Source organism: Zoogloea sp. (assembly GCF_041911615.1).
Lineage (GTDB): Bacteria > Pseudomonadota > Gammaproteobacteria > Burkholderiales > Rhodocyclaceae > Zoogloea.
On record NZ_JAYROR010000001.1, the window covers coordinates 28,941 to 41,923 of the forward strand.

Sequence of the window (12,983 nt, forward strand, 5' to 3'; positions counted from 1 at the left end):
CGCACCTTTCTTCATCAATCGCGCCCGACGAGAAGCGCGACGAATGTGTCATTGAGAATACCCCTGCATGTACCGCGACCAGTCCAGGTCCTTGCGCAGGCCCCACCAGGGCAGGTAGGCGTGCCGCTCGGCACGGGCGCGGAACCAGTCCTTGTCCGGGTCCACGATCCGGGCGCGGGCCGGCGGGGTGACGACGACGGCGGTGGCGCGCTCGGGCTCGGTGGTGCCGGCCACCAGCACCGGCTGGCCTTTCTGGTGGGTCCACGCCACAGCGAGGGCGAGGTTGGTGACGGCGCTGCCCGTGCCCATGTCCCCCAGGAACCTGGCGGTATTGAAGCCGTCCTTCAGGAGATCGAGTTCGGGCAGCACTTCGGTCATGGCGCCCCCCAGGCGCCCCAGCCGCTCGCCGGAGGCGGGGCCGCTGCCGGCGTCGTGGATCACCCGGCCGATGCGCGCGGGGGCGACGCCGGCCTGATCGGCCGCGGCCCGCATGGCGTCGTGCCAGGCCTGGGCGGCGCGGGAACGGTGCTCCGCCGGCGCCACGGCCTGGAGGCTGCGCTCCGCCGGCCGGGCGATCCAGGCGAGGGGTTCGCGCCGGGTGTCGAGGCGCGGGCCGGCGAGCACCAGCAGCGTGCAGTTCTCGGCGATCGATTCGTCGTTGGGAAAGTCCGGCGCGTCCCAGTTCATCACCCAGACCGTCTTGTCGGGGTGGGCTTCGAGGTAGTCGAGCGCTGCGGCGAGGGCGCGGAAACCCGCGCTGGCACCCCCGGCGGTGATGCGCACGTCGGCGGGGATATCGGCGGAAGAGAGGTCCGGCACGTCGTAGAACGAGAATTCGTCGCGCAAGGCCGTACGGACGTACTCCGCAGCTTGCTCGCGGGGCAGGCGGGGGGTGTCGGGGATCGCGAATTCCACCCGGATGCCCGCCAGTTCCCGCCAGTATTTCGGACTCTTGGCGTTGACGGTGTAGAAGTAGGTGTCGTAGAGAGCGTAAGGGATGCCGAAGGGACGAACGATTTTTGCAGCATAGCGCTCAAAAATTTCGTCAAACGGGCGGGTTTTATTCACGTTTGTGACGATGGATGAGACATAGCCGATTCGGGTGAATTTTTCGGGCCTGGTTTTGACTTGGTAGTCATTCTTATTGGGAACGGCCAGCCCCTGCACCCACAGCAGCTGCCATTCGGTCGGGTAGTCCCGGCGCACCAGCGGATTCATCCATTGCACCCCGACAACCTGAGCGCGGAAGGGTTCAGTGGGGGGGGCGGCCGAGGCCTGTGCGGAATCGGGTGCGGCAAGGCCTTGAGTGGTGCAAGCGGCGGTGCCGAGGAGCACGGTCAGCAGCGCGAAAAGGGCGGGAAGTGCGAACAGGCGCATGACAAGGGTTTCCGTATCGAGGGTTTGGTCGGGGTGGAAGTGCCACGTCCAGACGAGCACCGCAAAAAGTCCAAAGGCATAAACCACGAAGCCGGCGGCCAGGCGGCGCGGCCAGGAGGACAAGAGCGCGTCGATCATGATTGCGAGTCCGATGTGGACCGCCGGATACTGCGCGCGTCCACCACCCCTTCCGGACGTCGGGCCTCGCTGGTCTTGACCCATACTTCCAAAGGCTGCTTGTTCATGAAGCCAAACTGGAAGTATTCGCTCAGGTCGAGATGAGGATGGCCTTTATCCAAACCTTCCGCACAGTACCGCCAATCCGCCTCCACCCGTAGGGTCTGCCAGTCCTGCTCGCTCAGGGTGCACACCCCGATCGCCACGTCGTAGGCCAAGGCCATTTCTGCGTGTTTGGGATTGGTGAGGATGGACGAGTGGTCGGTGGCGCTGGCGTCGACGCCCTCCCGGAGCATTTGCAGGATCTCGCCCTCGCGCCAGACCTGGTAGTCGGCCCCACCGTCGCCCCCTGGTGCCTCGCCGGGCACCGAACCGTCCGCCTGGGCACGGCCTTGACGGCGCGCCCGGGCGCGCAGTTCGGCCCGATGCTCGTAGCGCAGGTGGGCTTCGGACTGTTCGTCGCCCCGGGGCGCATCGGACTGTTCGTCGTCGGGGGGCGCAACGGCGGCACCGTCATCGCGGACAGTGTGGATACCGTGCCGGGCATAGGGATCGTTCGGGTCGGACGCCGTCTTGGCTCGATTGCGGGCCTGGCCGGCGGGATCCCAGGTTCCATCGAAGTTGTCCGACGCCTTGCCATAACGCCAGACTTTGGGGAGAAACTCCACTGGCAACGGGGGGGCCGTGATCGGGATGCACCACTGATCGTCTGGCTCGGCATTGACTCGAATCTTTGCAGCCTGGGTGACGACGACGAAGAACGGCGCGGAGAGCACCGTCATGATCTTGCCGACGAAGCTCTGGTTGGACGCCAGCCCTTGCTGAATGCTGTAGCGGGCTGGGGGCGACGGCGGAATCCAGAAACTGCCAGGATAGGGGTCGGGCTCCCGCATACGGCGCTGCTTCCAGTAGTGGTATTCGCCCCCCGCCTGGCCGACGTTGTAGTTGTACGCAAAGACGCGCTGGGAGAAAACGCCTTCCCCGTTGGTGTCCTTGATTTGTTCCTTGCTCATGCCCAGCCAGCCGATGCCCTGCACGGCATCGGCGGAGATCACCTGATCGTGGGGGTTGCAATAGAGGGTGACCCGGCCATGGTTGCTGCCGTCGAGGCCATAGCGGACCCGGTCTTTCTCGGCCTCGAAGCCGCGGCTTCCGTCGACAGGGGTCGGGTTGGCCATGCATTGATCCACCCACGCCGATGATTGTGCGCAGCCCGCGCGGGCCCGCAGCAGATCGAAGAAATTGGCGAGGGTGGTGATGCGGGCGGAGTGGCTGACCCGACCACTGTCTCCGTGTTCATTCGTCGTCGTGCGTTGGGCCCAGGCTTCGGTCAGGTTACGGTCGACCAGGCTCAAGGGCGGATTGCAAAGCACGAAATTGTCGGCCTGGATGCCGAGCCGGTCGGCGAGAAAGGCGGCACCGATGCCGACCATGTTGCCCTGGCTGTGGCAGACGACGGTAATCGGGCAGTCGGCCTGCTTGTCGCGGATGGATTTGATCAGCTTGGCGAGACGCAGCGCGGCAAAGGCATAGTAGGCGCGGTGGGGGCAGAAATAAACACTGCGTCCCGCAACGGGGTTGAGGTGCTGGGCGGTGATCCACAGGAAGAGGCGGTCGTTGAGACCGTCGGTCCACAAGTCGGCGACCGCGGAGCAGCCGTTGGCGAATGGGCCGCCGCCCCAGTAGTCGTCCTCGTTGAGCATGATGCCCTGGCCGAAGGTCTTGACGTCCTTTTTGGTTGCCTTGTATCCCCAGCGGAAGCGGATCACCGGCGACCAGTTGGGAGCGGGCTTGATGAAATTCTTGCCATCGCGGTCTGGAGCAATGAAACCTTCTGGATCGAGTTCGTCCGTATATGCGCACGGAATCAGCCGTCCGGTGCGATTGCCCTGGAATGCCAGCTGGCTGGCCTGCCGGGCCAGCCGGGTGTTGAGGCCTTCGCACAGGCCGTCTTCGGCGGCGTCGTACCACTCACCGTCGGAATTGACGCCATGTACGAAAATGACGACCCCGGGCAGGGGCAACTGGCTGGGGACGTACATCAACCCGTGGCCGGGCAGGAGTGCGTAGTCGGAGACGCTGCAGAGGAGGCTCATGACGACTTGGGCGTGAAGCGGACACGGAGCCCCTCGAACTGCTCGCTGGCGATGGCCTTGGCGTGGCCTTGGGCATTGGTCACACCCGATTCGACAGCCCCGTCGGCGCGGGTGATTTCGTAGTTGGCGCCGGTAATCGGCTGGCCGTCGGTGGGGCGCACGAATACCGGGGTGCGCCCCACGTCCGCGTCGGCGAAGCGTGGCAATTCGGCGGCCTGGGTGGCGGGGCCGCTCCAGTCGTGGCGAGCAGCCTTGAGGGCGATGGTACCGTCGCAGCCCAGTTCGATCTTGCCGTTGCCGAGCTTGAGGTAGCAGCCATCGGCGGTCGCCAGCAGGATTTCCTTGGCGGCGAGCGCCTGGATCTGCCCGTCGCTGGCGGAGAGCTTGAGGTGCCGTGCGGCCTGGATGTCCACGTCGTCGTGCTGGGCCTGGATGCCGACCGGCCCCCGGTGGGCGATGAAACGGGCGCCACCGGATTGGGCGAACAGGGAGATGCCGGTGCCCGCGTTGGCGATGAGGCGTTCGGCCGCGCTGATCTGGCAATGCTTGAGGGCGACCGAGTCGAGGTTGCCCCCCGCATGATTGATGATGCTGGCCGGGCTGGACAGGTGTATGCCGGCCGGCGCGGTGATGGCGACGAGCGGCGTCGCACCGCCGCCGGCCCGCGGCGCGGTGTTCGTTCCGTTGTCCCAATCGCGCAGAGCAGCATGGGTGCTGGTCTGGGGGGCGGGGTCGGCGGCAGCGGCGGCGTTGTCGGCCGCGTATTGGCCCAGTTCCTTGAACAGCGCCACGCATTCCTCCATCAACGACAAGGTTTCTTCGCGGGCGAGTTGGCGGCTGGCGGGGTCGAGGCGGGCAAAGGTGCTGACCAGCAGGCCGCGGGCGGCGCGCAGGGCACCTGCGGCCTGGGTGGCCAGTTCGAAGCCTTCGCCGCGGGGTGAGGAATCGCCGTGCTCCCGCGCGGTGCCGAGCCAGCCCTGGTTGAGCTGGGTGGCCCCGTGGCTCGAGAAGAGCTGGCTGCCGACTTGCCCTCCGCTATCGTCGAAACGGAGCTGGTTGTAACCCTCTCCGCGGAACTCACGGGAACGCAGGCCCGACAGGGCGTCATTGGCAGGCAGCCCCGCTTTCTCGGAGAAGCGAACGGGCTCGTGGAGACCGTCGTACAAACCACCGAGGGCGATGGGTTTGTCGGGATGCCCTTGAATGAAGCCGACCAGGATCTCGGCCCCCACGCGCGGCCAGAACGCCGTACCGAACCCGGCGTCGGCCCACGGCTGGAGCACCCGCACCCGTGCGGAATCGCTCGGGGTCCCGCTGGCACCGGCGCGGGGATGCTCTTCGTCCCGGGCGAACAGAAAACGCACGGCAATGCGCCCTTGCTCGTCGACGTCGACCTCCCGGCCGGATTCGCCGACGACGATGGCACTGAGGAGACCCGGTCGCGGCACCGTGGACGGATCGTGGAAGGGAACGATGGGAACGTCGCTGCGCACGCATTCGAAGCGATTGCGATAAAGCGGCAGCGCCCCACCCTCGTCCGGCGCCTCACGCCAGCCCTGGGCAAGCCGACGGGCGAGCACCGGATCGAGCCGAATGGCGTTCGCCACGGAGACTTCGAGACGCGTCAGGGTGAATTCGCGCTGCGCGGGCGCAAGCAGATCGATACTGGCGTGTCCCGCCAGCGTGAAGCTGCGCCCCGCGGCGAAGCGGCGCACCACGCTCTCCCCCACCCACCCCTTGGCGGCAAACTCGTGCGCAAGAATGCGCCGGCGCCCAAGTTGCGCGTGGTGAGCGCCGTTGGCGCCAGTACGGGGCGGCTCATAGGCGTAATCCACGAGACTGCCGGCCAGCGCCTCGCCGGCCTCGCCTTGATCGAGGGCGCTCACTTCCGCAACGTCGTCCCGACGTACCGCCTTGTAATCGAAGCTGCTGCGCGTCACCGCACCCGGCGCGAGGGCGCTCCAGGCCTCCCAGGTATTGACGGTATCGCGGGTTTCGGTGGCGTCGGCACGCTGAAAACGAACCCATCCCAACGAATCGGCGACATAGATCGCCGGCCCATCGGCCAGCATGAGCGCGTGGATAGGATGGCCATCTTCCCAAGTGCAACGTAAGTGCCAGGCGATACCTTCCTGAGTCCATAGTCGCATGAGGAAATCCGCGTCGCTCTCCCCGGCCTGCATCGTGAAAGCCCGCGCCGGGTAGTGCCCCTCCAGACCATCGAAGGCAAACCGGAACGCGGCAGCGAGAACGCGGTTACGCCCAAGATGCTCGGCGAGGATCTGCTCGGTAATCTGCGGGATGGAAAGCTCGCGAAAGACCCGCCATGTTCGGCGATGGGCGAGAACACCGAGCGCACTCTCAACGCGCAACTCGAAAACCGTCGCCGCACCGTCCGACAAGATCTGCTCGACTCCAGTGACGATTCCACACACCCAACGGCAACCGCCCATGTCGTCGCCAATGGAAAGCCCCACCGGCAAACCCTGGATATTTTTCAGGGACAGCTCGACGTCATCCCCCAGGCACTGCACGCGATAAGCCCATACGCCGCTGACGCCCTCCTCGCCCTCCGCACGGTAGGCGACCAGCTGTCGGACGGCTTCGGGGGCACTCTCGGGAAAACAGATCTTGAGGACGCGAACCGCTTGGGAAAGCGCCAACATCGCACTGCGTACGGCAGCGTAAAGACTGGATTCTGAACTCATCGCGATTCGCCCGGCCTCGCCCGAATGCGCTTCGAACGAATGACACGGAACTCCCTCTGTTTTTAACTGTAATTAATTATACATAAATTTCATACAGATATACTCAAAGCATTTTTAACGCGACTTTGACCGCAGCGATGGTGACTTGCCGACACATTGGCGATCCCACCCAAACCCAATCACCCGAACGCTCGCCAGAGCCGGATGACGAACCATGCCGATCCGCCTCCGATGCAACTTTCACGTCTCGCGCCAGGACGCCGCAAAAACAAAAAGCCCGGGTTGCCCCGGGCTTTTCGCTGTCTGAGCGGCTGACGGATCAGCGCGGCAGCAGGGACGACCCCATCAGGAAGGCGTCGACCTCGCGGGCGGCCTGACGACCTTCGCGAATCGCCCACACCACCAGCGACTGGCCCCGACGCACGTCGCCGGCCGCAAAGACCTTGTCGACGTTCGTGCGGTAGCAGCCTTCACCGTCGGTGCTTGCCTTGGCGTTGTTGCGGGCATCCTTTACGACCCCGAAGGCTTCGAGCAGCGTCCCCACCGGGTTGGTGAAGCCCATCGCCAGGAATGCCGCATCGCAGGGCAGTTCGAACTCGGAACCGGCGACTTCGGACATCTTGCCGTCCTTCCAATCGAGGCGGACGGCCTTCAGCGCCTTCACGTTGCCGTTGCCATCGTCAACGAAACCCTTGGTGGCCACCGCGAAATCGCGGGAGCAACCTTCGTCGTGGGACGACGAGGTGCGCAGCTTGTACGGCCAGTACGGCCAGGTCAGCGCGCGGTTCTCGGTTTCGGGCGGCATCGGCATCAGCTCGAACTGAGTCACAGAGGCAGCACCGTGACGGTTGGAGGTCCCCACGCAGTCGGAGCCGGTGTCACCGCCGCCGATCACGACAACATGCTTGCCCTTGACGTTGATCGGGTTGGCGATGCCCTGCTGGACTTCCTTGTTCTGCGGAATCAGGAATTCGAGCGCGGCGTGGATGCCCTTCAGTTCGCGGCCCGGGACCGGCAGGTCACGCGGCACTTCGGAACCGGCAGCCAGGATCACGGCGTCGAAGTCAGCCTTGAGCTGGTCAGCGGACACGAACTCTGTGGCGTCGTTGTTGATGCCGGCGGGCAGGTTCTTGTCGCCAACGAGCACCTTGGTCTTGAAGGTGACACCCTCGGCTTTCATCTGCTCGACGCGACGGTCGATGACCGACTTGTCGAGCTTGAAGTCGGGGATGCCGAAGCCGAGCAGACCGCCGATGCGGCTGCTCTTCTCGAACACCGTCACGTCGTGACCCACGCGGGCCAGCTGCTGCGCCGCAGCCAGGCCAGCCGGGCCGGAACCGACGATGGCGACCTTCTTGCCGGTCTTGGTGGTGGCCGGCTGGGGCTTGACCCAGCCGTTTTCCCAGGCCTTGTCGATGATCGCGTGCTCGATCGACTTGATACCCACGGCTTCGACGTTGATGTTCAGCGTGCAGGCGGCCTCACAGGGCGCCGGACAGATGCGGCCGGTGAAGTCCGGGAAGTTGTTGGTCGAGTGCAGAACCTCGATCGCCTCCTTCCAGTTGCCACGGTAAACCAGGTCATTCCAGTCGGGAATGATGTTGTTCACCGGACAGCCGTTGTTGCAGAACGGGATGCCGCAATCCATGCAGCGCGCGCCCTGCTTGGCGGCATCTTCGTCGGAGAGCGTGACGACGAACTCCTTGTAGTTCTTGAGACGCTCCTCGACGGGTGCGTAGGCCTCGGAAAGACGTTCGAATTCGAGGAACCCAGTTGGCTTGCCCATGTTACGCGGCCTCCAGTTCTTTCTGTTGTTGCGCGGCCTGCTCGGCCAGCGCGCGACGGTATTCGTGCGGCATCACCTTGACGAACTTGGCGCGGGCGTTCGCCCAGTCGGCCAGGATGGCCTTGGCGCGTTCGCTGCCGGTGTAGGTGGCGTGACGTTCGATCAGCATCTTCAGCAGCGCTTCGTCGGCCATGCCGAGGTGGCGCACGTCGACACGACCGTGGGATTCGAGATCGTCACCGGATTCGGAACCCTTGCGGGCCTCGATCTCCTCCTCGACCGGCTCCAGGGCCACCTGGGCCATGTTGCAGCGGGATTCGAAGGTGCCTTCCTGATCGAAGACGTAAGCGACGCCCCCGGACATGCCCGCGGCGAAGTTGCGACCAGTCATGCCGAGCACCACCACGGTGCCACCCGTCATGTATTCGCAACCGTGGTCGCCCACACCTTCGACGACGGTCGTTGCGCCGGAGTTGCGCACCGCGAAACGCTCGCCGCCAACGCCGGCGAAGTAGGCTTCGCCTTCGGTCGCGCCGTAGAGCACAGTATTGCCGATGATGATGTTCGAGGGGGTCTCGCCCTTGAAGCCGTCGGCCGGACGCACGACGATGCGGCCGCCAGACAGGCCCTTGCCCACGTAGTCGTTGCCTTCGCCGACCAGCTCGAGCGTGAGGCCGCGCGACAGGAAGGCGCCGAAGCTCTGACCCGCCGTGCCGTTGAGGCGGATATGCACGGTATCGTCCGGCAGGCCGGCGTGGCCGTACTTGGCGGCGAACTTGCCCGACAGCATCGCACCGACGGTGCGATTGACGTTGCGCACCGGCACTTCGAACGACACCTTCTCACCCTTTTCGAGGGCCGGCTTGGCCAGCTCGATGAGCTGGTGGTCGAGGGCCTTGGCGAGGTTGTGGTCCTGGATTTCGGTGTGGATGCGCGGCACGTCGGCCGGCACGTTCGGCAGGTGGAAGATGCGGCTGTAGTCGAGGCCGCTGGCCTTCCAGTGCTCAATGCCAGCCTTCATGTCGAGGAGGTCGGCACGACCAACCAGGTCGTCGAACTTCCGGATGCCCAGCTGGGCCATCAGCTCACGCACTTCCTCGGCGACGAAGAAGAAGTAGTTCACCACGTGCTCGGGCTGGCCGGAGAAGCGCTTGCGCAGGGTCGGATCCTGCGTGGCCACGCCCACCGGACAGGTGTTGAGGTGGCACTTGCGCATCATGATGCAGCCTTCGACGACCAGCGGCGCGGTGGCGAAGCCGAACTCATCCGCACCCAGCAGGGCGCCGATGACGACGTCGCGACCGGTCTTGATCTGACCGTCGACCTGCACGCGGATGCGGCTGCGCAGACGGTTGAGGACCAGGGTCTGCTGGGTTTCGGCAAGGCCGAGTTCCCACGGCGAACCGGCGTACTTGATCGACGACAGCGGCGAGGCACCGGTACCGCCGTCATGACCGGCGATCACCACGTGGTCGGCCTTGGCCTTGGCGACACCGGCAGCAACCGTGCCGACGCCCACTTCGGACACCAGCTTGACGGAGATGTCGGCGACCGGATTGGTGTTCTTCAGGTCGTGGATCAGCTGGGCCAGATCCTCGATCGAGTAGATGTCGTGGTGCGGCGGGGGCGAGATCAGGCCGACGCCCGGCACCGAATGGCGCAGGAAGCCGATGTACTCGGAGACCTTGTGGCCGGGCAGCTGACCGCCCTCACCGGGCTTGGCGCCCTGGGCCATCTTGATCTGGATCTGGTCGGCATTGACCAGGTACTCGGTGGTGACGCCGAAGCGGCCAGAGGCGACCTGCTTGATCGAGGAACGCAGGCTGTCGCCGGCTTTCAGCTCGATGTCGCGCTCGACGCGGCTGGCACCGATGACCTCGGACAGGGTGGTGTCCTGGGCGATCGGGAAGAAGCGCTTCGGATCCTCGCCGCCTTCACCGGTGTTCGACTTGCCGCCGATGCGGTTCATCGCCACGGCGAGGGTGGTGTGGGCTTCGGTCGAGATGGAGCCAAGAGACATCGCGCCAGTGGCGAAACGCTTGACGATCTCCTTGGCGGATTCGACTTCTTCCAGCGGCACCGGGGCACCGGCGGGCTTGAGGTCGAACAGGCCGCGCAGGGTCATGTGGCGCTTGCTCTGATCGTTGATGATCTTGGCGTATTCCTTGTACGTGTCGTACTTGCCGGAGCGGGTGGAGTGCTGCAGCTTGGCGATCGCGTCCGGGGTCCACATGTGCTCTTCGCCACGGATCCGGAAAGCGTACTCGCCGCCGGCATCGAGTGCGTTGGCGAGCACCGGATCGGCGCTGAAGGCCTGCTGGTGAAGGCGGATGGCTTCTTCCATCACCTCGAACACGCCGATCCCCTCGACCTGCGACGAGGTGCCGGTGAAGTACTTGTCCACCAGGCCCTTCTGGAGACCGATGGCCTCGAAGATCTGCGCGCCGGTGTAGGACATGAAGGTCGAGATGCCCATCTTGGACATGACCTTCATCAGCCCCTTGCCGACACCCTTGATGAAGTGCTTGGTGTACTTCTCGGTGGTCTCGGCATCGCCCTTGGCGAGCTGCGCCAGGGTTTCGAGGGCGAGGTAGGGATGCACGGCCTCGGCGCCGTAGCCCGCCAGCACCGCGAAGTGGTGGGTCTCGCGGGCGGAACCGGTCTCGACGACCAGACCGGTGCGGGTACGCAGGCCCTTGGTGACGAGGTGCTGGTGGATCGCCGAGGTGGCGAGCAGCGCCGGAATCGCGACGTTGGCGGCATCGACCTTGCGGTCGGAGACGATCAGGATGTTGGAGCCGTTCAGCACCGCGTTCTCGGCTTCCGCGCACAGGGAGGCGAGGCGGGCTTCGACGCCTTCCTTGCCCCAGGCCAGCGGGTAGCAGATGTCCAGCTCGGCGGACTTGAACTTGTTGCCGGTGTAGCCGGCGATGCCGCGCAGCTTCGCCATATCGGCGAAGGTGAGCACCGGCTGAGTGACTTCCAGGCGGTACGGCGGGTTGATCTCGTTGATGCCGAGCAGGTTCGGACGCGGGCCGACGAAGGACACCAGCGACATGACCAGCTGTTCGCGGATCGGGTCGATCGGCGGGTTGGTCACCTGGGCGAAGAGCTGGCGGAAGTAGTTGTAGATCGGCTTGTTGCGCGAGGACAGCACGGCCAGCGGGCTGTCGTTGCCCATCGAACCGGCGGCTTCCTCACCGCTCTTGGCCATCGGCTCGAGGATGAACTTGAGATCTTCCTGGGTATAGCCGAAGGCTTGCTGGCGATCCAGCAACGACGCAGCGCACTCGGGCGCGGCCACGCTCTCGGGCTCGGCACAGGTGTCGAGCTTGATGTTGATGCGGGACAGCCATTCCTGATACGGCTTGGCGGCGGCGAGGGAGTCCTTCAACTCCTTGTCGTCGATGATGCGGCCCTGCTCCATGTCGATCAGGAACATCTTGCCCGGCTGCAGACGCCACTTCTTGACGATCTTCTCGTCAGGGATCGGCAGCACACCGGATTCGGACGCCATGACCACGTAGTCGTCGTCGGTCACGAGGTAACGGGCGGGGCGCAGACCGTTACGGTCGAGGGTGGCGCCGATCTGGCGGCCGTCGGTGAAGGCCACCGCAGCGGGGCCGTCCCACGGCTCCATCATGGCCGCGTGGTATTCGTAGAAGGCGCGACGCTTCTGGTCCATCAGCGTGTGGGATTCCCAGGCTTCGGGAATCATCATCATCATCGCGTGGGCCAGCGAGTAGCCGCTCATCACCAGCAGCTCGAGGGCGTTGTCGAAGGAGGCGGAGTCGGACTGACCCGGGTAGATCAGCGGCCAGATTTTCTGCAGATCGTCGCCGAGCAGCGGGGAGTGGGTGCCCTTTTCACGGGCGCGCATCCAGTTGTAGTTGCCGCGGACGGTGTTGATCTCGCCATTGTGGGCGATGTAGCGGAACGGGTGGGCGAGGTGCCAGGTCGGGAAGGTGTTGGTCGAGAAGCGCTGGTGCACGAGCGACAGCGCGGAGACGCAACGGGGGTCCTGGAGGTCGAGGTAGTACTGGCCGACCTGGTCGGCGAGCAGCAGGCCCTTGTAATTGATGGTCCGCGCCGACATCGACGGCGTGTAGAACTCCTTGGAGTGCTTCAGCTTGAGGCTGCCGATGGCGTTGGCGGCACGACGGCGGATCACGTACAGCTTGCGCTCGAGGGCATCGGTGACCATCACGTCGGGACCGCGGCCGATGAAGATCTGGCGGATCACCGGCTCCTTGGCCTTGACGGTGGGCGACATGGGCATCGCCGGATCGGTCGGCACATCGCGCCAGCCGAGGACGACCTGTCCTTCGGCGCGAACGGCGCGCTCGATCTCTTCCTCACAGGCGAGACGGGAAGCATGCTCCTTGGGCAGGAAAACCATGCCGACGCCGTAGTCGCCGGCGGGCGGCAGCGTCACGCCCTGCTTGGCCATTTCTTCGCGGAACAGGGTATCCGGAATCTGGATCAGGATGCCGGCCCCGTCGCCTTGCAGCGGGTCTGCGCCGACTGCGCCCCGGTGATCCAGATTCTTCAGGATTTCGAGACCTTGCAGGACGATCTCGTGGGTTTTGTTGCCCTTGATATGTGCAATGAAGCCGACACCACAGGCGTCATGTTCGTTGGCGGGGTCGTACAGACCCTGCTCCATGGGAAGATCCATCTTGTTTTTCCTCGACACAACACACACCGGCGCTCGCGTTGCTGTAACGCCGGACCTTCAAACTGCGGAAAATCGCCCCGTCCGAACCGTGAAAAAGCCGGCAGTATGGCCGGCCGGCTACGCGAGATCCCGACGAGGAGACCGTTCAAACACATTGGGCG

Annotated in this window: 5 protein-coding genes; all 5 read right to left on the reverse strand. The window is 65.0% G+C overall.

What is annotated here, in order from left to right; genetic code table 11:
* Window positions 1-48 precede the first annotated feature (48 nt).
* A complete protein-coding gene (locus tag ACE3P2_RS00115; protein WP_374259457.1) occupies window positions 49-1,515 on the reverse strand; it encodes a hypothetical protein in 1,467 nt (488 codons plus the stop codon).
* Window positions 1,512-3,650 carry a DUF3274 domain-containing protein gene (locus ACE3P2_RS00120; protein WP_374259459.1) on the reverse strand — a complete coding sequence of 713 codons (2,139 nt, stop codon included), beginning with the start codon at window positions 3,648-3,650 and terminating at the stop codon, window positions 1,512-1,514. The genes ACE3P2_RS00115 and ACE3P2_RS00120 overlap by 4 nt, the downstream gene beginning before the upstream one ends.
* Complete coding sequence (locus ACE3P2_RS00125; protein ID WP_374259462.1) at window positions 3,647-6,358, reverse strand: type VI secretion system Vgr family protein; 2,712 nt, start codon at window positions 6,356-6,358, stop codon at window positions 3,647-3,649. Before ACE3P2_RS00125 ends, ACE3P2_RS00120 begins: the two co-directional genes overlap by 4 nt.
* A gap of 319 nt (window positions 6,359-6,677) precedes the next feature.
* Complete coding sequence (locus ACE3P2_RS00130) at window positions 6,678-8,144, reverse strand: glutamate synthase subunit beta (RefSeq protein ID WP_374259464.1); 1,467 nt, start codon at window positions 8,142-8,144, stop codon at window positions 6,678-6,680.
* Between the two features lies 1 nt (window position 8,145).
* Window positions 8,146-12,822: a glutamate synthase-related protein gene (locus tag ACE3P2_RS00135; protein WP_374259466.1), complete on the reverse strand. Its 4,677-nt coding sequence runs from the start codon at window positions 12,820-12,822 to the stop codon at window positions 8,146-8,148.
* Between the last annotated feature and the right edge of the window lie 161 nt (window positions 12,823-12,983).